This is a genomic window from Tenacibaculum sp. DPLXC6, from assembly GCF_056815515.1.
Map to the genome: position 1 here is coordinate 1 of NZ_CP141806.1, position 25331 is coordinate 25331.

The 25331-nt window shown below is 31.7% G+C and carries 29 protein-coding genes; 24 read left to right on the plus strand and 5 right to left on the minus strand.

Features of this window, described 5'->3' with window-relative positions:
- From dnaA to VCM48_RS00015, 3 genes are read left to right on the plus strand one after another with little or no spacing between them, the layout of a single operon-like run.
- Entirely contained in the window at positions 1 to 1425 is a 1425-nt protein-coding gene (gene dnaA / locus VCM48_RS00005; protein ID WP_274640471.1) for a chromosomal replication initiator protein DnaA, read from the plus strand.
- A 36-nt stretch (positions 1426 to 1461) separates the two neighbouring features.
- A complete protein-coding gene (locus tag VCM48_RS00010; protein ID WP_482271146.1) occupies positions 1462 to 1920 on the plus strand; it encodes a low molecular weight protein-tyrosine-phosphatase in 459 nt (152 codons plus the stop codon).
- Positions 1920 to 2624 (plus strand): SAM-dependent methyltransferase, encoded by a 705-nt coding sequence (locus VCM48_RS00015; RefSeq protein ID WP_274640469.1) that lies wholly within the window; start codon positions 1920 to 1922, stop codon positions 2622 to 2624. Before VCM48_RS00010 ends, VCM48_RS00015 begins: the two co-directional genes overlap by 1 nt.
- 51 nt (positions 2625 to 2675) lie before the next feature.
- On the opposite strand, the gene VCM48_RS00020 is transcribed toward VCM48_RS00015, so the two are convergent.
- The 4 genes from VCM48_RS00020 to dapF all read right to left on the minus strand — a co-directional run bounded on the left by VCM48_RS00020 (position 2676) and on the right by dapF (position 5786).
- The gene (locus VCM48_RS00020; protein ID WP_482271147.1) at positions 2676 to 3311 is read right to left on the minus strand and encodes a peptidoglycan-binding protein LysM; all 636 of its coding nucleotides are present in this window, start codon (positions 3309 to 3311) and stop codon (positions 2676 to 2678) included.
- A 153-nt stretch (positions 3312 to 3464) separates the two neighbouring features.
- On the minus strand, positions 3465 to 4493 hold the full coding sequence (mltG, locus tag VCM48_RS00025; RefSeq protein WP_482271148.1) for an endolytic transglycosylase MltG: 1029 nt from the start codon (positions 4491 to 4493) through the stop codon (positions 3465 to 3467).
- Complete coding sequence (locus VCM48_RS00030; RefSeq protein WP_482271149.1) at positions 4486 to 5010, minus strand: GNAT family N-acetyltransferase; 525 nt, start codon at positions 5008 to 5010, stop codon at positions 4486 to 4488. The genes mltG and VCM48_RS00030 overlap by 8 nt, the downstream gene beginning before the upstream one ends.
- Positions 5010 to 5786 carry a diaminopimelate epimerase gene (gene dapF, locus VCM48_RS00035; RefSeq protein ID WP_482271150.1) on the minus strand — a complete coding sequence of 259 codons (777 nt, stop codon included), beginning with the start codon at positions 5784 to 5786 and terminating at the stop codon, positions 5010 to 5012. The genes VCM48_RS00030 and dapF overlap by 1 nt, the downstream gene beginning before the upstream one ends.
- 136 nt (positions 5787 to 5922) lie before the next feature.
- On the opposite strand from dapF, the gene VCM48_RS00040 reads away from it, so the two are divergent.
- From VCM48_RS00040 to VCM48_RS00075, 8 genes are all read left to right on the plus strand, one after another.
- Positions 5923 to 7311, plus strand: a complete 1389-nt coding sequence (locus VCM48_RS00040) for a trypsin-like peptidase domain-containing protein (RefSeq protein ID WP_482271151.1) — start codon at positions 5923 to 5925, stop codon at positions 7309 to 7311.
- A 153-nt stretch (positions 7312 to 7464) separates the two neighbouring features.
- A complete protein-coding gene (locus tag VCM48_RS00045; RefSeq protein WP_274640459.1) occupies positions 7465 to 8907 on the plus strand; it encodes a glyceraldehyde-3-phosphate dehydrogenase in 1443 nt (480 codons plus the stop codon).
- A gap of 98 nt (positions 8908 to 9005) precedes the next feature.
- The gene (locus VCM48_RS00050; RefSeq protein WP_274640458.1) at positions 9006 to 9368 is read left to right on the plus strand and encodes a hypothetical protein; all 363 of its coding nucleotides are present in this window, start codon (positions 9006 to 9008) and stop codon (positions 9366 to 9368) included.
- A gap of 132 nt (positions 9369 to 9500) precedes the next feature.
- Entirely contained in the window at positions 9501 to 10064 is a 564-nt protein-coding gene (locus tag VCM48_RS00055; RefSeq protein WP_482271152.1) for a hypothetical protein, read from the plus strand.
- 4 nt (positions 10065 to 10068) lie between these two features.
- Entirely contained in the window at positions 10069 to 12066 is a 1998-nt protein-coding gene (gene ligA, locus VCM48_RS00060) for an NAD-dependent DNA ligase LigA (RefSeq protein WP_482271153.1), read from the plus strand.
- Between the two features lie 3 nt (positions 12067 to 12069).
- Positions 12070 to 12438, plus strand: a complete 369-nt coding sequence (locus tag VCM48_RS00065) for a hypothetical protein (RefSeq protein WP_425658049.1) — start codon at positions 12070 to 12072, stop codon at positions 12436 to 12438.
- A complete protein-coding gene (locus VCM48_RS00070) occupies positions 12422 to 13078 on the plus strand; it encodes a lysoplasmalogenase (RefSeq protein WP_482271154.1) in 657 nt (218 codons plus the stop codon). The genes VCM48_RS00065 and VCM48_RS00070 overlap by 17 nt, the downstream gene beginning before the upstream one ends.
- A 79-nt stretch (positions 13079 to 13157) precedes the next feature.
- A complete protein-coding gene (locus tag VCM48_RS00075) occupies positions 13158 to 13616 on the plus strand; it encodes a GyrI-like domain-containing protein (protein ID WP_482271155.1) in 459 nt (152 codons plus the stop codon).
- Positions 13617 to 13662: 46 nt separating this feature from the next.
- Here VCM48_RS00075 and VCM48_RS00080 read toward each other — a convergent pair whose 3' ends face one another.
- Positions 13663 to 14052, minus strand: a complete 390-nt coding sequence (locus VCM48_RS00080; protein ID WP_482271156.1) for a DoxX family membrane protein — start codon at positions 14050 to 14052, stop codon at positions 13663 to 13665.
- Between the two features lie 75 nt (positions 14053 to 14127).
- Between VCM48_RS00080 and VCM48_RS00085 the strand changes: the two genes are divergently transcribed.
- The 13 genes from VCM48_RS00085 to VCM48_RS00145 all read left to right on the plus strand — a co-directional run bounded on the left by VCM48_RS00085 (position 14128) and on the right by VCM48_RS00145 (position 25322).
- The gene (locus VCM48_RS00085; protein ID WP_482271157.1) at positions 14128 to 15201 is read left to right on the plus strand and encodes an esterase-like activity of phytase family protein; all 1074 of its coding nucleotides are present in this window, start codon (positions 14128 to 14130) and stop codon (positions 15199 to 15201) included.
- A 29-nt stretch (positions 15202 to 15230) separates the two neighbouring features.
- The gene (locus VCM48_RS00090) at positions 15231 to 15743 is read left to right on the plus strand and encodes a DUF6913 domain-containing protein (protein ID WP_482271158.1); all 513 of its coding nucleotides are present in this window, start codon (positions 15231 to 15233) and stop codon (positions 15741 to 15743) included.
- The gene (gene dapA / locus VCM48_RS00095) at positions 15743 to 16618 is read left to right on the plus strand and encodes a 4-hydroxy-tetrahydrodipicolinate synthase (RefSeq protein WP_482271159.1); all 876 of its coding nucleotides are present in this window, start codon (positions 15743 to 15745) and stop codon (positions 16616 to 16618) included. The genes VCM48_RS00090 and dapA overlap by 1 nt, the downstream gene beginning before the upstream one ends.
- 100 nt (positions 16619 to 16718) lie before the next feature.
- The gene (locus tag VCM48_RS00100; RefSeq protein ID WP_099216412.1) at positions 16719 to 17234 is read left to right on the plus strand and encodes a ferritin; all 516 of its coding nucleotides are present in this window, start codon (positions 16719 to 16721) and stop codon (positions 17232 to 17234) included.
- An 89-nt stretch (positions 17235 to 17323) separates the two neighbouring features.
- Positions 17324 to 17545, plus strand: a complete 222-nt coding sequence (locus tag VCM48_RS00105) for a hypothetical protein (protein WP_482271160.1) — start codon at positions 17324 to 17326, stop codon at positions 17543 to 17545.
- A gap of 92 nt (positions 17546 to 17637) precedes the next feature.
- Positions 17638 to 18450 carry an outer membrane protein assembly factor BamD gene (locus VCM48_RS00110; protein WP_482271161.1) on the plus strand — a complete coding sequence of 271 codons (813 nt, stop codon included), beginning with the start codon at positions 17638 to 17640 and terminating at the stop codon, positions 18448 to 18450.
- A gap of 3 nt (positions 18451 to 18453) precedes the next feature.
- Complete coding sequence (locus VCM48_RS00115) at positions 18454 to 18774, plus strand: DNA-directed RNA polymerase subunit omega (RefSeq protein WP_274640446.1); 321 nt, start codon at positions 18454 to 18456, stop codon at positions 18772 to 18774.
- Between the two features lies 1 nt (position 18775).
- The gene (gene coaBC, locus VCM48_RS00120) at positions 18776 to 19987 is read left to right on the plus strand and encodes a bifunctional phosphopantothenoylcysteine decarboxylase/phosphopantothenate--cysteine ligase CoaBC (RefSeq protein WP_482271162.1); all 1212 of its coding nucleotides are present in this window, start codon (positions 18776 to 18778) and stop codon (positions 19985 to 19987) included.
- The gene (porD, locus tag VCM48_RS00125) at positions 19980 to 20870 is read left to right on the plus strand and encodes a type IX secretion system protein PorD (protein ID WP_482271163.1); all 891 of its coding nucleotides are present in this window, start codon (positions 19980 to 19982) and stop codon (positions 20868 to 20870) included. The genes coaBC and porD overlap by 8 nt, the downstream gene beginning before the upstream one ends.
- A gap of 129 nt (positions 20871 to 20999) precedes the next feature.
- Positions 21000 to 22652: a DNA repair protein RecN gene (gene recN / locus VCM48_RS00130; RefSeq protein ID WP_482271164.1), complete on the plus strand. Its 1653-nt coding sequence runs from the start codon at positions 21000 to 21002 to the stop codon at positions 22650 to 22652.
- A 50-nt stretch (positions 22653 to 22702) separates the two neighbouring features.
- The gene (locus VCM48_RS00135) at positions 22703 to 23515 is read left to right on the plus strand and encodes an enoyl-ACP reductase FabI (protein WP_099216418.1); all 813 of its coding nucleotides are present in this window, start codon (positions 22703 to 22705) and stop codon (positions 23513 to 23515) included.
- A 72-nt stretch (positions 23516 to 23587) separates the two neighbouring features.
- On the plus strand, positions 23588 to 24361 hold the full coding sequence (locus VCM48_RS00140) for a DUF3050 domain-containing protein (protein WP_482271165.1): 774 nt from the start codon (positions 23588 to 23590) through the stop codon (positions 24359 to 24361).
- Between the two features lie 7 nt (positions 24362 to 24368).
- On the plus strand, positions 24369 to 25322 hold the full coding sequence (locus tag VCM48_RS00145) for a glycosyltransferase family 2 protein (protein ID WP_482271166.1): 954 nt from the start codon (positions 24369 to 24371) through the stop codon (positions 25320 to 25322).
- The last annotated feature ends 9 nt before the right edge of the window (positions 25323 to 25331 follow it).

A 25331-nucleotide genomic window follows, 5' to 3' on the forward strand; every position in this document is an offset into this window, starting at 1 on the left:
ATGACTAAAACAGCCGATTCAGTTTGGATGGAATGCTTGTCTTTTATTAAGGATAACATTAAGCCACAGGCATATAAGACTTGGTTCGAGCCGATAAAGCCTATTAAATTGGCAGGGGAAGCTTTGACAGTTCAAGTACCAAGTAAGTTTTTTTACGAGTGGTTAGAAGAGCATTACATAAAACTGTTAAGAGTAGCTTTGGTTCGTCAGTTAGGAAATGATGCTAAATTAATTTACGATGTACGTATGGAGAATACGTATAGTAGCAATAGCCCTCAGACTGTAAAAATACCTAGTTCAAACCGTAACCCTTTAAAACCGCAAAAGGTAACAGTTCCGTTAGAGTCAAAACGAGAACTTAAAAACCCATTTGTTATTCCGGGTTTACAAAAGGTGAAAATAGAATCTCAACTAAATCCAAATTATAATTTTGTGAATTTTGTTGAAGGAGATTCTAACAGATTGGCACGTTCAGCAGGTATGGCTGTAGCAAATAAACCAGGTGGAACTTCATTCAACCCATTATTAATATATGGAGGGGTTGGATTAGGAAAAACACACCTAGCACATGCTATAGGTGTTGAAATAAAAGATAAATACCCAGATAAAACTGTATTGTATATTTCTTCTGAAAAATTTACACAACAGTTTATTGATTCTGTAAAATCAAATACTAGAAATGATTTTATTCATTTCTACCAAATGATTGATGTCTTGATTATTGATGATGTGCAGTTTTTATCAGGAAAAGCAGGTACACAAGATGTGTTCTTCCATATTTTTAATCACCTACATCAAAATGGAAAACAGGTTATTTTAACTTCGGATAAAGCACCTGTTGATATGCAAGATATCGAACAACGTTTACTTTCTCGTTTTAAATGGGGATTGTCAGCTGAACTACAAGCACCAGATTACGAAACAAGAGTTTCTATTTTACAAAACAAATTGTACAGAGATGGTGTTGAAATGCCTGAAGAAATTGTTGAGTATATAGCAAAAAATATCAAGTCTAATGTTCGTGAGCTAGAAGGAGTGATAATTTCAATGATAGCTCAAGCTTCTTTTAATAGAAAAGAGTTTACAATTGAATTAGCAAAACAGATTGTAGACAAATTTGTTAAGAATACGAAAAAAGAATTGTCTATTGATTACATTCAAAAAGTAGTATCAAAATACTTTGATATGGATGTGGCAACCTTACAATCTAAAACACGTAAACGTCATATCGTACAAGCGCGTCAGTTAGCTATGTATTTTGCAAAACGTATGACAAAGTCATCATTAGCAAGTATTGGAAGTCAAATAGGAAAAAGAGATCACGCTACTGTGTTACATGCGTGTAAAACTGTTGATAATTTGACTGAAACTGATAAGCAGTTTAAAAAGTACGTAGAAGACTTAACAAAAAAGTTAACTTTATAAACAACGAACCTCACCTAGTGAGGTTTTTTTATGAGTATGAAAAAAATATTAATGGTTTGTTTAGGAAATATTTGTCGATCTCCTCTTGCTGAGGGAATTTTAAAATCTAAATTATCCTCAGAAGATTTTATAGTAGATTCGGCTGGTACTTCGGGTTATCATGCAGGTGAATTACCTGATGGTCGCTCTATTGAAGTAGCTAGAAAATACGGGATTGATATTACAAATCAACGTTCAAGAAAGTTTGTAAAAGCTGATTTTGATAATTTTGACATGATTTTTGCTATGGATCAAAGTAATTATGGTGATATTGTAGCTATGTCTGAAAATCAAGAGCAGCATGAAAAAGTAAAAATGATTTTGAACGAATTACATCCTAAAGAAAACAGGAATGTTCCAGATCCGTACTATGGAGGAGATCAAGGTTTTGAAAATGTGTACAAAATGTTAGATGAAGCGTGTGAAATTATAGCTTCAAAATTAGAACAGAAATAATGAAAGGTAAATTATACTTGATTCCTACAACACTAGGGGATACTGAACCATTAGAGGTAATGCCGTTATCAGTAAAAAAGGTGGTAGAACAATTAGATTACTTTATTGTTGAAAACGAAAAGTCAGCTAGAAGGTTTATTAAAAGAATTACACCAACAAAATCGCAACCTTCATTGGAGTTGATGTTATTAGATAAGTATTCAGATGATTTAGAAACCAAGAATTACTTAGATGCCTGTGAAAAAGGAATATCTGTTGGTTTGCTTTCTGAGGCAGGAGTACCAGCAGTGGCAGATCCAGGTGCAAGTATTGTGAAGTTAGCACATCAAAAAGGAATTCAGGTAGTTCCATTGGTAGGACCTTCTTCTATTTTGTTGGCAATTATGGCTTCTGGTATGAATGGGCAGAGTTTTGCGTTTAACGGATATTTACCTATTGATAAGTCAGACAGAAAAAAAGCAATTAAAGATTTAGAGAAGCTTTCAAAAGAAAAAAATCAGTCACAGCTTTTTATCGAAACTCCTTACAGGAATGAAAAAATGTTAGATGATTTACGCGCTACTTTGTCTCCTGATACAAGAGTTTGCGTGGCGTGTGATATAACACTTCCAACAGAGTATATTAAAACACTAACGGTAAAAGAATGGAAACATGTAAAAACTGATTTACATAAACGACCAGCAATCTTTATCATCCATAAATAAAAAAAAGCATCGATTTAATCGATGCTTTTTTTTTATTTGTTTTCTTATTAATTAAACCGTTGGTTTTTTATTGGCTTTGATGTTGGAAACATCATAACCAGCAAACTTTTTAAGGTATGATTGTATAGAGGTTCCATAGGCATCATTAAAACGGATAGACCCGTTTGAACGTAAGAACTTTTTTACATTACCTGCACCACTTAAATGTGCTGCTGCTAAAATACCAGATTCGGTTATTTTAACACCATTAATGGTTTTGCCAACACTTCTCTTAATGTCTTTTCTTAAAATCCATTTGTTTAATTTACAATAAGCAACAAATGTACGTTCTTGTAATTCAGGGTTTTTAAGAAAATGAGTGGTGTTGTAAATTCTAAATCTCTTTAGGGTTTCTTTACCAAATTGGTATTTCCCTAAATATCCAAGTGTGTTAACTACTCTATACTTACCTTGTGATTCTTTAAAAGCTAAAGCTTCTTTAAATCCTACAAAATCATTTAATAAAAAAGGAATGTTAACCTTTTCTACCTTATGAATTGGTATTGGCGTTGTTGTAGTAGTTTTTTCTTTTTTAGCTGTAGTCTCTGTAAAACTGGTTAATAATACAAATCCTAAAAACACTAATACTAAATGTCTGATAATTAAATACTTTCTGTTTAGCGCTGCAAAGATACGGCATTTTTTCACAACAGACTATAAATCAATAATTTACAGTTTTTTAACTATTGATGATAAAGTTGTTTTCCTGTGTTTTTTTTAGGTAAAAAACAAAAATAAATATCTTTTATTAATCTTTTGGTAATGTTTTATTGAAATTGATAAGAATAAAATTTTGTTAATTTATCTCATTATACCTTGTTGATTTATCCATTGTTGATATTTCACTGCATTTCTATTATGTTGTGCTAAAGAATTCGCAAATTCATGAAAACCAATCTTATCAACACTTGCGCACATATAGTAATAATTGTGTTTTTGATGGTTTAAAACAGCATCAATAGATGAAATATCTGGCATTGCAATCAGAGTAGGAGGAAGTCCTGTGTTTTTATAAGTATTGTAAGGGGAGTCTATTACTAAATCTTTGTTTAAAACCCTTTTTACAACAAAATCTTGCCCTTTAACTTCTTTAATTGCATATATAACTGTTGGGTCGGCTTGTAAAGGCCAATTATCTTTTAATCTATTTAAATATAAACCAGCAACAATAGGTCGCTCTACTTTTTTAGCTGTTTCTTTCTGAACGATAGAAGCTAGAGTAATTACTTCTTCTTTTGAAAGGTTTAGTTTTTTAGCTTTATCTAATCTAGCAGAAGTCCAAAAACGATTGTATTCGCGTAACATTTTATCACGGAAGTTTTCAGCAGAAGTATTCCAATAAAACTCGTAGCTATTAGGGATGTACATTCCTAATGCAGATTTTTTAGAAAACTTATTGGTAGCTAAAAAAGAAGGATCTTGCATAGCTTGTAATAAAGCAATAGAGTCTGCTTCAATTTGTTCAGCAATTCTTCCTGCTAATTTTTCTAAAGTATCTTGATTATTGAATGATAAGGTAATTGGAGTTTGATTTCCACTACGTAAAAGGTTTACAACATCATTCATGTTCATCCCTTTTTTTAATAGATATTTTCCACCTTTAGGTTTGGTGAATTTTTTCTTTTCTGCAACCCAAACAAAATTTTCAGGATGTTTAACAAAATCAGAAAGTTGTTTTTTTACATCTACAAAAGAAGCATTAGAACCTATATATATAGCCCCATCTTTAGTAACTGCTTTACCAAATATTTTTTGATAGTAGTTAAATCCAATAATTCCACCAATTAAAAAAATGGTGGCAATACCTCCTAAAATAATTTTCTTATTCATTTATTAATTGAAATAATAGTTCGTCTTTGTATGTTCCGTTGTAAAAAATCCAATCTTTCTTTACTCCAATTAGCTTAAAATTTTGCTTTTCAAAAAGGTGTAAGCTATTGGTATTATCATTTGTAATGTTTGCATATAATTGGTGTAAATGCAAATGTGTAAAGCAATAGTTAATTAGCAATTGTAAAGCTTCAGAAGCAAATCCTTTCTGTTGAAAGTAAGGATGAATTAAAATTCCGATACCAGCTCTTTTATGTTGCGGGTTAAAATCGAACAAATCTATCATCCCAATAGATTTACCAGTAGCTTTTTCATCAATAACTAATCGTAACTGTTTAGCTTCAAAAATATCTAAGTGAGCGTTTTCTAAATATTGTTTTAATAAAAATTTAGAAAATGGAGCTTGTGTATGACTTACTTCCCAAAAAGACTCATTGTTTTCTATTTGAAATAAAAACCCTAAATCTTCAGGTTCTAAAGCTCTTAACTTGATATGTGTTCCAGTTAACGTATGCACTAAATATTTATTTTGCCTTTAAATACAAAAGTAGCTGGTCCTTTTAAAAAGACCTCAGAATAGATTCCGTTTTGTTCTTTAAAAGAAACTTCTAATTCTCCACCCTCAACAGGTAAAATAATAGAAGAGCTATTTGTTTTTTTGGTTGCATGCATGGCTATGGCAACGGCAGTAACACCAGTACCACAAGCTAAAGTTTCATCTTCAACTCCTCGTTCGTAGGTACGTACTTTAAAAGTGTTGTTAGCTATTTGTTCTACAAAGTTAACATTACTTCCTTCAGAGCCATAAATATCATTTCTAATTTCTTTTCCGTTTGAAAAGACATCATAATTTGCAAGATCGTTTACCAACTGGACATGGTGTGGTGATCCTGTATCGGTAAAAACGTATTTGTCAAAAATATTAACCTTGTCAACATCAATCATTTGTAAAGAAACCAGGTCGTTAGAAATAGAGGCATGATGCAATCCATCAATAGCAATAAAAGTAGTTTCAGTTTCGAAAAGTCCAAGTTTATGAGCAAAAGCTACAATACAACGACCTCCGTTACCACACATAGTACTTTCATTACCATCAGAGTTATAATATACCATCTTAAAATCGGTAGTATTATCTTCTTCAAGTAGGATAAGACCGTCAGCTCCGATACCGAAATGTCTATCACATAATTTTGCAATTATGTCAGTTTTATTTTTTGGAAAGGTTTTTGAACGATTATCAATCATGATAAAATCGTTACCAGTTCCTTGGTATTTGTAAAATTCTAAATCCATAATAATGGACAAAGATACATATTTTATGAAGGAAAGAGGATTGTTAAATAGCGGTTAAAATCAGTTAAATAGAAGTTAAACACATTTACTTGAAATGTTAAAATTGTATATTTGGAGTATAAAATTTTGTAAGCATATGAAGAAAATTATTGGAACTTTAGGAATTGCGATTTTAGGAGGCGCAATAGCACTTGCAGGATATAAAACATTGATAGAAGAACCGCAAGTGATTGTAGAAAAAGCGGTAGAGCCAACAATGCAAACCGTAAAGGCAAGCTATACGCCAACAGTAATAAACTCAACATCAACACCAACCGACTTTACAGAAGCAGCAGATAAAACGGTACATGCGGTGGTGCATGTTAAAAACACCTCAATAAGAACACAACAAAACCCGTTAGCAGAATTATTTTATGGTAGAGGAAGTGGAACGAGAAAGTATCAACAAGTAGGTACAGGAAGCGGTGTAATTATTTCTCCTGACGGGTATATTGTAACCAACAATCATGTAATTGAAGGAGCAAGCGATATTGAAATTACGTTGAATAATCAGAAGAAGTTAAAGGCAACTTTAATTGGAGCAGATAAAAGTAACGATATAGCTTTATTGAAAGTAGAAGCTGATTTTGAATTGCCTAATTTACCTTTTGGAAATTCTGATAATATTAAGGTAGGAGAATGGGTCTTAGCAGTAGGGAATCCTTATAATTTAACATCTACTGTTACTGCAGGTATTGTAAGTGCAAAAGGACGTGATTTGGACGGAAACACAAATATAGACTCGTTTATTCAGACAGATGCTGCTGTAAATCCTGGGAATAGTGGTGGAGCCTTGGTAAACACACGAGGTGAGTTAATAGGAATTAACACAGCTATTTCATCAAGAACTGGTTCTTTTATAGGATATTCGTTTGCAGTGCCGTCAAACATAGCTAAAAAAGTAGTAGATGATTTGTTAGAGTTTGGAGCGGTTCAACAAGCTGTTTTAGGAATTAGTATAGATCCAGAAACAAAAGATATTGAAGGAGTAAGAATAGGGGAAGTTTTAGAAGAAGGAGGTGCTAAAAAAGCAGGATTAAAAGAAGGAGATGTTATTACGAAAGTAAACAATGTGAAGATTTCTAAGTTTTCAGACTTAAAAGGACAGTTAACAGCAAAAAGACCTGGAGAATACGTGAATGTAATAATTGACAGGGATGGAGAAGAGCTTACCAAAGTAGTTAAGTTAACTAAACTTATAAAGTTGCCTGTGAGTAGAGTTTTAAAAACCGAGTTTGAAGATCTTACAAAAGAGGATAGGAAAAAGTTTAAATTGGACGGAGGAGCGAAGATAAAGAGTACTCAAAATATGGCATTCAAACAGTTTGAAGTTGGAAAAGGGTATATTTTAACTAAAGTTAACGGAAAGAAAGTTATGACAGCAAAAGAGGCCGTTAATATGTTAGATAGTGTGTACGGAAGTGGAAATAGACTTTTGTTAGAAATGGTTAGCCCTTCTGGTCAAATAGAAAGATTTAGATACTAGTTACAGGTTAAAAAACTCTAGAATATATATACTTAAAGAAAAAGCCTTGTTAAAATCGTTTTAACAAGGCTTTTTCTTTTATAAAACCAATAAAAAATAAAGAAGAAATACCTATTTTTGCACAAATTTTTTAATTTTAGTTAACACACAACTATGTCAACAATAACAAATTACGAAAAAGAAGTAGTAAATCAAGCGCAAGTTCGAAGAGCTACGGTTGAGTTTATTAATATCGTTAACGATTTATGGTACGATAAATCTATCGAGTTAGTATTATTTAGAAATCCATTAGTAGATAAAAGAGCTAGTGAGGTTTTAAACTTAATCGATTACGCTAAAGAGTTTGTAGCGAAGCCAATAACAATAGAAGATGCTTTAGAAATAGCTAAAGCAATTCAATCGATTGATTTACCACCATCAAAATTAGATATTGGTAAATTAGCTTACGAATTTCACTTACAAGACGATGCATCAGCAGACAAGGTAGCTTTTGTAAAAGAGCAATTAAAAGATGCAACTGAAGCAGAAAACATTCAACCAAAAGATGTAGTATTATACGGTTTTGGACGTATTGGTCGTTTACTAGCTCGTGAGTTGAGTAGTAAGATGGGTAAAGGTTCTCAATTAAGATTAAGAGCAGTAGTTACTCGTGGTAAAATAGATCAAACAGTATTAGAAAAAAGAGCTTCTTTATTAAGTGTAGACTCTGTTCACGGAGATTTCTTAGGAACAGTTCAAGTAGATGCTGATAATAATGCATTAATCATTAACGGTACAACTGTTTACATGATTTCTGCAGCACAACCTGAAGATATTGACTATACGAAATATGGAATTAACGATGCGTTAATTATTGATAACACAGGAGCTTTTAGAGATGAAGAAGCATTAAGTCGTCACTTAAAAGCAAAAGGAGCAAGTAAAGTATTATTAACAGCTCCAGGAGCAGGTGTGCCAAACATTGTGCACGGAGTAAATCATGAAGAAAATAATCCTGATAATATAGATATTTTCTCAGCAGCTTCATGTACAACTAATGCTATTACACCAGTATTAAGTGTGTTAGAAGATAACTTCGGAATTAAAAAAGGACACTTAGAAACAATTCATGCATATACAAATGATCAAAACTTGGTTGATAATATGCATAAAAAATACCGTAGAGGTAGAGCAGCTGCTTTAAATATGGTAATTACCGAAACTGGGGCAGGTAAAGCAGTAGCAAAGGCATTACCAGCATTAGCAGGTAAGTTAACTTCAAGTGCTATTCGTGTACCAGTACCTAACGGATCATTAGCTATCTTAAACTTACAATTAAAAACTCCGGCAACAGTTGAATCTGTTAACGCTATTATGAAGCAATATGCGTTAGAAGGTGATTTAGTAGAGCAAATTCAATACTCATTAAGTAATGAATTAGTATCTTCTGATATTGTAGGAACAACAGCTCCTTCTATTTTTGATAGTAAAGCAACTATTGCAGATGGAGATACTATTGTAATCTACGTATGGTATGATAACGAGTATGGTTATTCACATCAAGTAATGCGTTTAGCAAAGCATATTGCTAAAGTACGTCGTTATACTTATTATTAAAATAAAGTTAAAAACAGATAAAAAAAGCCGAAGCATTGATTTGCTTCGGCTTTTTTGCTATATTTGACTAAGAGTAACCCCTTAAACATGTCCCCTCAATGAAAAAAGTAATAATATTACTGTTCCTACTACTTGGCACTACTTCGCTAAGTTATTCTCAAGAATTAAAAACACTAGTTTCTGGAAAATGGTTTGTAGATTCAATGAAAATTGGAAATGAAAAATTTGAGTTTTCAGAAGGGAAAAATTGGTTAGAGCTAAGTCCTGATGGAAGATATCAAGTTATGATGAGTAATAAAGAAGAAAGTGGAACTTGGAAGTTAATTACAGGGGCTAAGGAGTTAGAATTTGATAATGAAAGCTTTGAAGAAAATTTAAAAATTGAAAAAATTAGTGAAACAATGTTATTAGTTTCAGCAAGAAATAAAGAAACCATCTATACTATGTGGTTAAAAAAATAAACTATCATTCATAGTTTGTTTTTTAACGACCGAGGTAAGGGATTGCCTCGGTTTTTTTATTTTAGTAGACCATACTTTACATGTATTACTCATAAATCTTTTCCTTAAATTAGCATCAAAAAATAAGATTAAATGAGAGCAGTACTTACACCAATATTATTGCTATTTGCAGCATTAACAACAAGCGCACAATCCAAATTACCATATTACGAAATACCAGAAGAAGCTGAAGAGTTTACAGCAGGAACCATTGTGAGTAGGATGATAGATGGATTAGGGTTTCGTTATTATTGGGCAACAGAAGGTTTAACAGAAAAAGACTTAGAATATAAACCGAGTAAAGACGCAAAAACTACCGAAGAAACAATAGATCATGTGTTAAGTTTATCGCAAGTAATTAAAAATGCAGCATTAAAGGTTCCGCATAAAGAAGTAAAATCAGAAATGACATTTGCTGAAAAGAGAAAGGCAACCTTGGAAAATTTAAAGTTAGCAAGCGATATTTTTAGAAAAAGTACAGATGTATCGCAGCACAAAATAATTTTTGGAGATAAAAAACATCCAATATGGAATGCTATTAATGGACCTATTGCTGATGCTATTTGGCATGCAGGTCAGTTAGCCTCATTTAGAAGAGCCTCAGGAAACCCAATCAATTCAAAAATCAATCATTTTACAGGTACCGTTAGAAAATAATTTAATGACAGTTAAGGAGAAGATACAACAGTTAAGAGAAGAGTTACATACACATAATCACAGTTACTATGTGTTGGATGCGCCAACTATATCAGATTATGAGTTTGATATTAAATTAAAAGAGCTTCAGCAATTAGAAGACGAAAATCCAGAATATTTCGATCCAAATTCACCAACGCAACGAGTAGGAGGAGAAGTTACTAAAAACTTTGAAACCGTTACCCATAAGCATAGGATGTATTCATTAGATAATTCATACTCTAAAGAAGATTTGTTAGATTGGGAAAAACGCGTTCAGAAAATTTTAGGAACTGATCAAGTTGAATATACATGTGAGTTAAAATATGATGGAGCTTCTATAAATCTTACTTATGAGAATGGTGAGTTTGTACAAGCAGTTACACGTGGAGATGGATTTCAAGGAGATAATGTAACAACCAATATCCGCACCATAAAATCTATTCCATTGTTACCAAATAACGACTTTGTTTCTGATTTTGAAATGCGAGGAGAAATCATTTTACCGTTAGAAGGATTTCACAAAATGAATGAAGAGCGTGTTGCAAATGATGAAGAACCTTATAGAAATCCGCGTAATACCGCTAGTGGAAGCTTGAAGTTACAAGATAGTGCAGAAGTAGCAAAACGCCCGTTAGATTGTTTGTTGTATCAATTAGTAACCAGAGAGCGAAAGTATGCTTCACATTTTGAAAGTTTAGAAGCTGCAAGAAAAGTTGGGTTTAAAATTCCAGACACGATTGTTTTAGCTAAGTCGATAGAGGAGGTGTTAAACTTTGTAAATGAATGGGATGTTAAGCGTCACACATTACCTTATGAAACAGATGGAGTAGTAGTAAAAGTAAATTCATTTCAACAACAAGATGAGTTAGGATATACCTCAAAAGCTCCTCGTTGGGCAATTGCTTATAAATTTAAGGCAGAGCAAGTTTCAACAGTATTAAATGAAATTACTTACCAAGTAGGTCGTACAGGAGCCATTACTCCTGTAGCAAACTTAGAACCTGTGCAATTGGCAGGAACAATTGTAAAAAGAGCTTCACTACACAATGCTGATCAAATAGCAAAATTAGATGTACGAATAGGAGATACGGTTTTTGTAGAAAAAGGCGGAGAAATTATTCCGAAAATTATTGCTGTTGATTTAACAAAACGACCAGTAGATTCTGTTCCTACAGAGTATGCTACACATTGTCCTGAATGTAATACTGAATTAGTCAGAACAGAAGGAGATGCAAAACATTATTGTCCGAATGAATTTGGATGTGCACCACAAATTACTGGAAGAATCAAGCATTTTATCAGTAGAAAAGCGATGGATATTGATGGCCTAGGAGGAGAAACTGTAGATTTATTGCGCAAAGAAGGACTGATAAAGAACTATGCAGACTTGTATGATTTAACGGTAGAACAAGTAATTCCGTTGGAACGAATGGCAGAAAAGTCAGCGCAAAATATGATTGAAGGAATTAAAAAATCAAAAGAAATTCCGTTTGAAAAAGTGTTATTTGCGTTAGGAATTCGATTTGTAGGAGAAACTGTAGCTAAAAAGTTGGCAAAACATTTTAAATCGATAGATAACTTAATCAATGCTGATTTGGAAACATTGATTGCGGTTGATGAAATTGGAGATAGGATTGCACAGAGTATTATCGATTTTTCAAATGATTTAGGAAATATTGATTTAATTAACCGATTAAAATCGCACGGAGTTCAGTTAGAGGTCTCTGCAGAGAGCTTAGAAGGACAGACAGATAAGTTAGCAGGAAAAGTATTTGTTGTTTCAGGAGTTTTTCATCAAATGAGTAGAAGTGAACTTAAAAAAGCGATTGAAGATAACGGAGGAAAAGTATCGAGTTCTATTTCTAAAAAGACAACATACATCATTGCAGGTGATAATATGGGACCAAGTAAACTTACAAAAGCTGAAAGTTTAGGCATTCCAATTATTTCTGAACAAGATTTTATTGATATGATTATATAAGAAGTGCAAAAGTCTAATATAAATTATTTAAAATTTAAACTAGATAACATAAGGGGTGACTACAATCTAGAAATAGATCAAGTAACCTTAAAGCTTGAAGAAGGTAAAGGGCTAGATATGGGAGTTATGGGTGTTTTTCAAAGAAAATATATTGAAAACTCCATTGGTGTAAAGCTTTCACTAGATGCTGCTTTAGATGTTTTAGTTACAGAAAACAATTGTATTCCTTTATGGGTTAATATTAAGATTATTGAAGGGAAATGTTTTTTTGAAATAAGTTCTAGATATAGAAAATTACATATTGTTAAAAATTGGCATAAGAATAATAAATATGCCCCATTTAAAGTAGACGAAAATGACCAAACAAACTAAAATAACCGTAGCATCTATTGTATTTCTAGTGGTTGCTATTACAGATGTGTATGCAGTAATTACACAAAATAAAACAATAGAAATGATTTTTAAACCTTTACTAATGACATCACTAGCAGTAGTGTATTTGGTATCGGTTAAAAAGCCAAGTTTTTGGCTGTTGTCAGCTTTGTTTTTTTCATTTTGGGGTGATGTATTTCTGTTAGATAAGGAAAAGTTTTTTGTGTTCGGTTTAGGGGCTTTTTTAGTAGCTCATCTTGTTTATATTAAAATAACAACTGATTTATTGTTTAAAGATTTAACAGTAAAAATTATAACATCGGCAATTCCTTTTGTATTGTTATTTGTTGGGTTGTTAGGTTTAATTTATAATAATTTAGGAGACATGTTGCTGCCTGTAATTGTATACGGGGTTGCTATTTCAACTTTTGGTACGGCTGCATTACTAAACTATCGTCAGCAAAAAACAACAGCAAATACTTGGTTGTTATTAGGGGCTATTTTGTTTATAGCTTCAGATAGTCTTATAGCATTGAATAATTTTTACATGCCCAAACCATTATTTAATATTGCTATTATAGTATTGTATATTGTTTCTCAATATTTAATAGTTAAGGCAATTATAGCCAAGGAAAAATAATTTTTAAAGAAAATACATTGCTCCTGACATAGGGTTGACACAATGGACTTTATTTTTGTGTAAAACTTAAAAATAAAAGATGAATACAGAGCAAAAAGAACCGTTTTATGTTGTTGGTATTTCAGTAAGAACTTCCAATGAGAATCAGCAAGCAGCAAAAGATATACCTGCTTTATGGCAACGATTTATATCTGAAAATATAGCTGATAAAATCCCGAATAAATCTTCAAATGAAGTATATGCTGTGTATACCGATTATGAGTCAGACCATACGAAACCATATACAACAATCATTGGTTACAAAGTAAACGAGGTAGATAATATCCCAGAAGGGTTTGTGAGTAAAAAAATAGAAGCACCAAACTATAAAGCATATGTAGCAAAAGGAAGTTTAACTGATAATATTGTTTACAACAAATGGTTAGAGATTTGGAATGAAGATATAAATAGAGCATATACTTCCGATTATGAGGTGTATGGAACAAAAACATTAGATCCAACAAATGCAGAAGTAGAAATATTTATAGGATTAAATTAATAATAAAAAGGGCAGTTTTATAACTGTCCTTTTTTGATTCATAAAGTTATAGTTTGTCCCCAACTACAGGAATGTTTTGTCTGTTGAAAATTAATAAAATCACTCCAGAGATAAAAGTTACGATAGCACTTATAAACAAAGTACCACCGTCTTTGTTATGTTCAATACCTAAAATAGTTAAGTGACTCATAATTGCTCCAGTCATTAAACCTGTAGTTAGCAAAGCACCTAACCAAGTTTTTTTTGGAGTAAATAAAAGTATAGAAGCAATTAATTCAAAAACACCAGTTCCTATTCGCATATAAGCTTCATTATTTCCGGCTATTTTAGTAAATAAATCAATACTTTCTTGTGCACCAGTAAACTTAAAAAACAATGTTTGAAGCATTATAATAGCCGCTATCAGTTTTAAAATTAAAAGAATATATTTTTTCATGCTTAATTGAATCTATTAAGTTAGACGTCGCAATTTTTAATGCTTACATAAACTAAAAACAATACTTTTGTAAGTATGAAAAAAATAATACTTACTCTATCAGTTTTTGGTTTATTAGCTTGTAAACAACAAAAAACAGCGCTTAAGTTTTTAGATGAACATGTGGTAAAGGATTCTTTGGTAATTGATAATACTGCTGTTGGTGGAATCTCTGGAATCGATTTTTATAATAATAATTACTACATGGTAGTTGATGACGCTACAAATCCAAGAATATTAATAGGAGATATTATTGTTAAAAATGATTTGATAGAATCGGTAAACTTTGAAGATGTTATTATAGTAGATACTACAAGTCAGTTTACTAAAAATCATGTACTAGATTTAGAGTCTATTTTTGTAGATAAGGGAACTATAAATTTAGTAAGTGAAGGATCTATTCAGTATAAAAAAGACCCAAGTATATTTGAAATTAATGCAGATGGAAGCTTTAAAAGTCAGGTAGAAATACCGAGTTACTTCAAAGCAACATCAAAAGCAAAACCAAAACATAATGGTGTTTTTGAAAGTTCTTCAAAAAGTTTTGACGGAAAAGGCTTTTGGGTAGCAATGGAAGCTCCTTTAGAAGCAGATGGAGAAGAACCAACATTCCATGAAACACAATCTCCTATAAGAATTACATACTTTGATAACGAATTAAAAAAAGCAACCAAACAATTCGCATATCAATTGGAAAAAATTGATAAACCTGCGAAAGGAAATGTAAACCTAAACGGAACAACAGCTATTTTAGAATATCAAAAAAATCACTTTTTCATAATTGAAAGAGCTTATCAAAGTGGTTATGGAAGTCATGGAAATGTAGTTAGAATTTTTAAAGCATCTATTAATGATACTTCAACAAATACTTTGGAAATACAATCTTTAAAAAACGAAAAATATACACCGTTAAAAAAAGAACTATTATTAGATTTTAGTACTGTTGAAAATCAATTAACAGATGGAATTATAGACAATATTGAAGCAATTACTTTTGGACCAATATTGCAAAACGGAAACAAATCGTTAATCTTAGCGGCTGATGATAACTTTCAGTTGTATGGAAAGCAGTTAAATCAGTTTTTATTATTAGAAATTGAAGAGAAATAATATAAATTAGCTATTCGTAATTTTTACAGATGATAAGTACCCTAAAGAAAAAATATATTCAGAAAGTATACGACAAACTTGTTGTAAAAAAAGAGAATACCCCACATAAAGAAACCAAAGTTAAAAGTGTAGCAATTTTGCTAGATAATGAAGCTTTAGTAAATGTAGTAATAGCCAACTTAACAAACATTTTTCCTTTTCAAAAAACAGACATAAGAGTACTAGTTTACAAAGAATACTCGAAGAAAGAAGAGCCGTCTCCAGAGTTCTTTACCGAAAAAGATTTTGGTTTCAAAGCGAGTTTAAAATCCGACAATTTAAAAGATTTCGTTAAAAACAAATATGACCTACTCATAAACTATACAAAAACGTCAAACTTATTAACGAATATGGTAACTTTGTTGTCGCAAGCAGATTTTAAAGCTGGTTTTGCAGAAATTGATGACAGATTGTACGATATAGTAGTGTCTGATACTAGTTTTAACGAAGCAGTTTTAAATCAAGAATTAAAAAAATACCTAACGATTTTAAATAAAATATAATGCAAAAGTTTGTAGGAACTGGAGTAGCTTTGGTAACTCCTTTCAATGAAGATTTAAGTGTAGATTTCGAAGCACTTAAAAAGTTAGTAAATTACAATATTGAAAACGGTACAAACTATTTAGTAATAAATGGAACTACTGGAGAAAGTGCAACAATTACTAAAGAAGAAAAAATAGAAATAATAAAAGTAATTGCTGAAGAAAATAAAGGACGTTTACCTTTAGTTTTAGGAGTTGGAGGAAACAACACACAAGCTGTTGTAGAAGAATTACAATCTTTAGACTTATCTGAAATAGATGGAGTTTTATCAGTAGCTCCATACTATAGCAAACCAACGCAAGAAGGATTCTATCAGCACTATAAAGCAATTTCTTCAGCGAGTCCTAAGCCAATTATTATGTATAATGTTCCTGGCAGAACAGCAAAAAATATGGAGCCAGCAACAACTTTACGATTAGCAAGAGATTTTGAAAACATTGTTGCAGTTAAAGAAGCAGGAAACAATCAACAACAATACTATGAGTTGTTAAAAGACAGGCCAGAAGATTTTTTAGTGATTTCTGGTGATGATGATTTGGCTGTTGGAGTAGCTTTAGCAGGTGGAGCAGGAGTTATTTCTGTAATTGGGCAAGCATTACCTAAAGAGTTTTCAAAAATGATTCAGTTAGGGTTAGAAGGGAAAGCAAAAGAGGCTTACGATATACACTACAAACTAATGGATATAGTAAATCTAATTTTTGAAGAAAATAATCCTGCGGGAATAAAAGCGGTATTACAAAAGTTAGGAATCTGTTTAGATGAAGTACGTTTACCATTAGTAACAGCTTCGGAAGAATTACAAACAAAAATATCAGACTTTATAGATAATCTATAAGCTGTCTAAACAAAAATAAAGAATGCAAAAGGCTACAATTTCGTTATTGTAGTCTTTTTTTAGCATCTTTGTATAAAGAGTAATTTTTAAAGTAGAAAATATGTTATCAAAAGTAATAGAGCAGGCATTAAACGACCAAATAAGAGTAGAAGCAGAGTCATCACAAGTATATTTAGCTATGGCGTGTTGGGCAGAAATTCAAGGCTTTGAAGGTGTTGCACAATTTATGTATGCACATTCAGATGAAGAGCGTATGCACATGTTAAAATTAATAAAGTTTGTAAATGAACGTGGTGGACATGCACATATTTCTGATTTAAAAGAACCACCAGCAAAGTTTGGGTCTTTTAAAGATATGTTTCAAACATTATTTGATCATGAGGTAATGGTATCTAAGTCAATAAACGATTTAGTACATATTACATTACAAGAAAAAGACTATGCAACGCATAACTTTTTACAATGGTATGTATCTGAACAAATAGAAGAAGAAGCATTGGCACGCAATATTTTAGATAAAATTAACCTAATTGGAGACGATAAAGGAGGTTTGTATTTATTTGATAATGATGTTAAGCAAATAGTAGCTCAATCTGCCGCTGGAGCTCAGCAATAAGATTAACAAACATTTAAGTTTTTTCTTATTTAAAAAGTTATTTTTTTACTACATTAGCTTACTAATTTAATTGTCAAAATATTTTATAAATGAAAAAAGAAATTTTAAATTTAGAGGGAGTAACTCTTTTAACAAAAAGCTATCAAAAAGATATAAAAGGTGGATTAAGTTACCCTACAGATGGTGATGATGGAGGTCAATGCTATGATAGGTGTTCTTCAGATGCTCAATGCCCTCAGCGCGGTAGTAAGTGTGAGAGCTATGAATGTATTTATGGAGGTACTACAAAACTATGTACTAGAGGCTACTAAATTGTAATTAAATGTTTTTTAGATCTACTTGTTTTTTAAGTAGATCTAATTTTTTATTAAAAAATAATCACTAATTTTGCCAGATGCAAAAAATGAAAAATCTAGCGTATATTGCTGTAATGCTTTTAGTACTTTCTTCATGTGGAGAATATCAAAAAGTGTTGAATAAAGGAACTGTAGAAGAACAATACAAAATGGCTGTAAAAATGTACGAAACTCAAAAGTACAGTAAAGCTTTACGTTTGTTCGAAAAAATAACACCTTCATACAGAGGTAAACCTCAAATGGAGCGTATTCAATTTATGGTTTCTCAATCTAACTTTAATGAAAAAAATTACGGGTTAGCAGGATATTACTTTAATAGATTTACAGGAAATTATCCAAAAAGTTCAAAAAGAGAAGAAGCCGCTTTTTTATCAGCTTTAAGCTATTACAAAGCAGCACCTAGTTATAGTTTAGATCCAACGGATACAAACAAAGCGTTAGAGGCTTTTCAAAAATTTATAGATAATTACCCAGATTCAGATAAGATAGAAGAGGCTAACAAGTATCATGCAGAATTAAGAGCAAAACTTGAAAAGAAATCTTTTGAAATAGCAAAAACATATTATAGAACTGCTGATTACGACCCTAGAAATTACAAGGCGGCAATCGTTGCTTTTGATAATTTATTAGAAGACTTTTTAGGAACGAAGTATAAAGAAGAAGCTTTATACTATCGTTTAAAAGCAGCTCATGATTTTGCAATGAAAAGTACGCAACGTAGAAAAGCAGAAAGAATTAAAGAAGCAGTCAAAGCGTACGATAAATTAAAAAGAAACTTTCCTGAATCAAAATTCATGGAAGAATCAAACGAAATGCTAGCAGCATTAAACAAAGAACAAGAACAATTAGCTAAAAGTTAAAAAATGGATTATAAAGAAACGAAAGCGCCGTTAAGTACTATAACTTATAATAAAGAAGCTATCGAGGCTCCAACGCATAATATTTATGAAGCTATTTCTATTATAGCAAAGAGAGCTACACAAATTAATTCTGATTTAAAAAAGGAATTAGTTGATAAGTTAGATGAGTTTGCTACTTATAACGATAGTTTAGAAGAAGTTTTTGAAAACAAAGAGCAAATCGAAGTTTCTAAATTTTATGAGCGTTTACCTAAACCACATGCTATTGCAGTAGAAGAGTGGTTAAACGACAAGGTATATTATAGAACTCCAGAGACAAAATAATATGTCTGTACTAAGCGGTAAAAAAGTTTTACTTGGTGTTACCGCCGGTATAGCGGCATACAAAACAGCGAACTTAGTTCGTTTATTTATAAAATCAGGCGCAGAAGTCAAAGTAATTATGACTCCTGCGTCTAAAGATTTTATAACACCTCTTACACTTTCCACCTTATCAAAAAATCCAGTTCATTCTACTTTTTATGATAAAGAAGATGAAAATGAATTATGGAATAATCATGTAGATTTAGGTTTGTGGGCAGATTTAATGTTAATTGCCCCAGCTACAGCAAATACCTTGTCTAAAATGACAAATGGTACATGCGATAATTTATTATTAGCAACCTATTTGTCAGCTAAATGTCCAGTGTATTTTGCACCTGCGATGGACTTAGATATGTATCAACATCCATCAACAAAAACTAGTTTAGAAAGCTTACAAAGTTTTGGTAATATATTAATTCCTGCTACTTCGGGTGAGTTAGCAAGCGGATTGGTTGGGGAAGGTCGTATGGCTGAACCAGAAGATATTGTTGACTTTATAGAAAAAGATATAGTATCTAAATTACCACTCCGTGGGAAAAAGATGTTAATAACAGCAGGGCCAACCTATGAAGCTATAGATCCTGTACGTTTTATTGGAAATCACTCTTCAGGTAAAATGGGATTTGAAATTGCTAAAACAGCGGCTAATTTAGGAGCTGAGGTGTTTTTAGTAGCTGGTCCATCAAATCAGCAAGTAAACCATTCTTTTATTCATAGAATAGATGTGAAGTCTGCACAAGATATGTATGAAGCATGTCATAAGTATTTTGCCGAAGTTGATATAGCTGTGTTATCGGCGGCAGTTTCAGACTATCGACCAAAAAATGTAGCTACTCAAAAAATAAAAAAGAAAGAAGCAGCGTTAAGTATTGAGTTAGAACCAACTAAAGATATCTTAAAATCTCTAGGAGAAATTAAGAAGAATCAGTTGTTAGTTGGGTTTGCATTAGAAACGAACGATGAGGTACAAAACGCAAAAAGTAAGCTTACACGCAAAAAATTAGATTTTATTGTATTAAATTCGTTACGTGATAAAGGTGCTGGTTTTGCAACCGACACTAATAAAATTACAATTATTGATGCTGATTTTAACGAAAAATCGTTCGATTTAAAATCGAAAAAAGCAGTGTCAAAAGATATCGTTAACGAAATAATACAAAAATTAGATGCGTAAGTTTTTCTTTATAGTTTTTCTTTTTTCAGTTACTTTTTCTTCTTATTCACAAGAGTTGAATGCTACTGTAATAATCAATTCAGATAAAGTACAGAGTAGTAATAAACAAGTTTATCAAACTTTACAAAAAGCATTAACTGAGTTTATTAATGATAAACAATGGACGAATAGAAACTTTAAGCAACAAGAACGTATTAATTGTGCATTTAACATTATTATAAATGAGCAAAACGGGAGTAATTTTTCAGGGACTTTGCAAGTACAGTCAACCAGACCTGTATATAATTCAACCTATGCTACACCTGTTTTAAACATTAATGATACAAACTTTAACTTTCGCTATAATGAGTTTGATCCGTTAATTTACAATCCAACTATTTACGAATCTAATTTAATCTCAACAATTGCTTTTTATGTATATACAATATTAGGAGTTGATGCAGATACTTTTGCTTTAAAAGGAGGAGAGAATTACTTGAAACAAGCAGAAAATATTATGTTGTTAGCACAGTCTAACGGAGAGTCTGGTTGGCAAAATCAAGTAGGGAAACAAAATCGCTTTGCTTTAATAGATAATTTACTGTCTTCTAAATTTAGTGTTTTACGAAGTATCTACTACAATTACCACCGTAACGGTTTCGATAATTTTGCAGACAATAAAAATTCAGCTAAAGGGGCAATTGAAAAAAGTGTTTTAGATTTAGATAAACTACATAATATTACTATTGGTAACTATATGATTCGCGTTTTCTTAGATGCCAAAGGAGATGAAATAGTAAATGTTTTTTCTGATGGAGTTACTTCAAGAAATCAATCACAAATGATTACGGTTCTGAATAAAATTGCTCCAACTTATAAAGATAAGTGGAAAAATCTTCAGTAAAAGTATTTTGTTATTAAAGCCTTAAATACAACGTTTATAAGCTGTTGAAAAATCAATAGACTTCCTTTGTTTTAGCTTGATTTAATTCATTCAAAATCCTTACTTTTATTTTTTACAAAAGAATAGAATTTGCTTACACATTTATCTATACATAATTATGCATTAATCAATCAGTTAACGATTGATTTTACAAAAGGTTTATCTATCATTACTGGTGAAACTGGAGCAGGAAAATCCATTTTATTAGGAGCTTTAGGTTTGGTAATGGGTAATCGTGCTGACTTATCTTCTTTAAAAGATACTGAGAAAAAGTGCATTATTGAAGCACAATTTTCGGTAGAAGGATATGCTTTACAAGAGTTATTTGAAGAGTTAGACCTCGATTATGAAAAAGAATCCATAATTAGAAGAGAAATTTTGCCATCTGGTAAATCAAGAGCTTTTGTTAACGATACGCCGGTTACATTATCGGTGTTAAATGCTTTGAAAACAAAGCTTATTGATATTCATTCGCAACATCAAACTATGCAGTTGTCAGATGTATCTTTTCAATTCTCTGTTATTGATGCCTTGGCAAAAAATCAAGCTAAAATAGCATCTTATAAAAGAGGCTTGCGTACGTATAACAAATTACGAAAAGAACTGAAAGCACTTCAAGAAGAAACTGAAAAATCAAAAGAACAATACGAGTACAATTTGCACTTGTTTAATGAGCTTGAAGAAGCGAACTTAAAAGAAGGGGAGCAAGAAGTTTTAGAAGAAAAGTTAGATAAATTAAATAATATTGAAGAAATAAAATTGAATTTATCAGAAGCTTTAGGTGTTTCGATTAATGAAGAAATAGGTATTCAAACTTTGTTAAATTCTTTGGAAAGTAAACTACAAAAAATCAGTTCTTTTTCTAAACAATATGAAGAGTTAGCCAATCGAGTAACGAGTGTGAAAATTGAATTAGATGATGTAGTTACCGAGTTAGAAAGCGCAAATGAAGAGGTAGAGTTTAATCCTAACGAAATTGAAGAGCTCAATGATAGGTTACAATTAATTTATAACCTTCAAAAGAAACATTCAGTATCAACAATAATAGAATTGCAAGAAATTCATGTATCATTATCAGAAAAGGTAGCACAAGTTGAAGATGCTGGAGGAATAGTGGCTCAAAAAGAAGGAGAAATTAAAGATGTAGCTAAAAAGTTAGATGAAGTAGCGAAGATGATTACTATTTCGAGAAATAAAGTAATTCCAAAGTTGAAAAAAGAATTAGAATATCTTTTATCAGAATTAGGAATGCCAAATGCTCGTTTTGCTATAGAATTGCTATCTTCAGAAGAATACTTATCAAACGGAAAAGACAACTTACAATTTTTATTCTCAGCAAATAAAGGAGGTAACTTTGGAGAGTTAAAGAAGGTAGCATCAGGAGGGGAATTGTCTCGAATCATGTTATCTATCAAAAAAATACTATCAGAAAACATACAATTGCCTACGATTATTTTTGATGAGATTGATACCGGAGTTTCAGGAGAGGTATCTAATAAAATTGCAAAAATAATGCAAGATATGAGTGCTCATATGCAGGTAATAACCATAACGCATTTACCTCAAATAGCTTCAAAAGGAGTGCAACACTATAAAGTATTTAAAGGAGAAGAGAAAGGAGTAACCACCTCTAATTTAAAGTTATTGTCAGAAGACGAACGTATTAGAGAAATAGCAGAGATGTTAAGTGGAAAAGACGTTTCTGAAAGTGCATTGACCCATGCAAAGGAATTATTAAATTAAGAGTATATTTGCTTTCAGAACAAACAACGATAGACTAAAATATTTTAAATATGTATAATTTATTAAAAGGAAAAAAAGGAATTATTTTTGGAGCATTAGATGAAAATTCTATTGCATGGAAAGTAGCTGAACGTGCTCACGAAGAAGGAGCAGAGTTTGTATTAACCAACGCACCTATTGCAATGCGTATGGGAGGTATTAAAGATTTAGCAGCGAAGACAGGATCTGAAATTATTCCAGCTGACGCAACTTCTATGGATGACTTAAACAATTTGGTTGAAAAGTCTATGGAAATTTTAGGAGGTAAAATAGATTTCGTTTTACACTCAATCGGTATGTCAGTTAATGTACGTAAAGGACGTCATTATACAGATTCTAAATACGATTTTACAACTAAAGGATGGGACGTTTCAGCGGTATCTTTTCATAAAGTAATGAACGTTTTATATAACAAACAAGCCATGAATGAGTGGGGAAGTATTGTTGCATTAACTTATATGGCAGCACAACGTGTATTCCCAGATTACAATGATATGGCTGACAACAAAGCGTATTTAGAAAGTATCGCACGTAGTTTTGGATATTTCTTTGGAAGAGACCATAAAGTACGTGTAAATACAATTTCTCAATCACCAACTCCAACAACTGCAGGGCAAGGAGTAAAAGGGTTTGACGGGTTTATTTCGTATGCTGAAAAAATGTCTCCATTAGGAAATGCGACAGCTTTAGAATGTGCTGATTATACAATCTCATTATTCTCAGATTTAACTAAGAAAGTAACGTTACAAAACTTATTCCACGATGGAGGTTTCTCTAATATGGGAGTGAGTGATGCGGTAATGGAAAGGTTTACTGAAGAATAAGATCTTTATATAAATAGAATTAAAGATAAAAAGCAAATCGTTAGATTTGCTTTTTTTATTGATAGTTATCATATGAGCAATATTTTACACATTGAAAAAGAGTTAGCACCGTTAAGGGAGCAACTAAAAGAACATGAACTATATAACTCGTTAGAGCATATTGACGATGTAAAATTATTTATGGAATCGCATGTATTTGCTGTGTGGGATTTCATGTCACTATTAAAAGCGTTACAACGAGAACTTACTTGTGTGAATTTACCTTGGTTACCTGCTGTAAATACCAAAACGGCTCGATTTATCAATGAAATTGTTTTAGGTGAAGAAACTGATGTTAATGAATTAGGAGAACCAAAGAGTCACTTTGAAATGTATATTGATGCGATGCGTCAAGCAGGGGCTAGTATCGATGAAATTTCGAGCTTTATTTCAGGTGTTATTGACGGAAAACCAGTTGAGGAAGTAATGCAGAATAGTTCAATTATTGAAGAAGTAAAAGACTTTGTAAATTTTTCTTTTGAAGTAATTAAAACAGGTGAGCCACATATTATAGCATCTAGTTTTACTTTTGGTAGAGAAGATGTAATACCAGATATGTTTTTAGAAATTGTAAAAAACACTGAAGAAAAAGAAGGAAGTTCTTACAGTAAACTTACATATTACTTAAACAGACATATTGAACTTGATGGAGATGAACACGGACCGTTATCGTTACAAATGATAGAGGAGTTGTGTGATCAAGATCAACAAAAATGGGATGATGTGTTGTTTTATGCTAAGGAATCTTTGCAGAAAAGAATACAACTTTGGAATGGAATAGCTCAACAAATTAAACAAAGAGCTTAAGGTTATAATGGACTTAAAGTTTTCAGTAATAGTACCCGTTTATAATCGACCACAAGAGGTTGATGAGTTGTTAGAAAGCTTAACTAAACAAGGTTTTCAAGACAGTTTTGAGGTGTTAATTGTTGAAGATGGTTCTGAAAATTCATCTGAAGAAATTGTAAAAAAATACACATCACAACTCAATTTAAATTATTTTTATAAAGAGAATAGTGGGGCAGGAGCAAGTCGTAATTATGGAATGCAAAGAGCATCAGGAAACTACTTTATTATTTTAGACTCCGATGTTATTGTTCCCTCTCAATACCTTTCTGAAGTAAAAAAAGCATTAGAAGAGAATTATACAGATGCTTTTGGAGGTCCAGACGCAGCACACCCTAATTTCACTGCTTTACAAAAAGCTATTAATTATTCGATGACTTCGGTGTTAACAACTGGAGGAATTAGAGGAAAGAAAAAATCCGTAGGAAAATTTCAACCCAGAAGCTTTAATTTAGGTTTATCAAGAACTGCTTTTGAAAAAACAAATGGTTTTTCAAAGATGAAAGCTGGTGAAGACATCGATTTAACCTTTCGCCTTTGGGAGAATGGTTTTGAAACACAATTAATAGAAAAGGCTTTTGTATACCATAAACGTAGAAGTACTATTAAGCAGTTTTTTAAGCAGACTTTTGCTTTTGGCACCGCTAGACCTATTTTAAATAAAAAGTATCCTGAAACAGCAAAATTAACTTATTGGTTTCCTAGTTTATTTATTATTGGAATTGATATTGCGATTATAGCACTATTTTTTGGGTATTGGCAGTTGCTAACTTTTTATTTAGGGTACTTTACTTGTATTTTTCTAGACTCTCTAATTCAAAATAAAAACCTAAAAGTAGCTTTGTTTAGTATAGTTACGACTATTACTCAGTTTTATGGTTACGGATTGGGCTTTTTAGAATCTAGATTTCTAAAAAAATAAAAGCCCCCA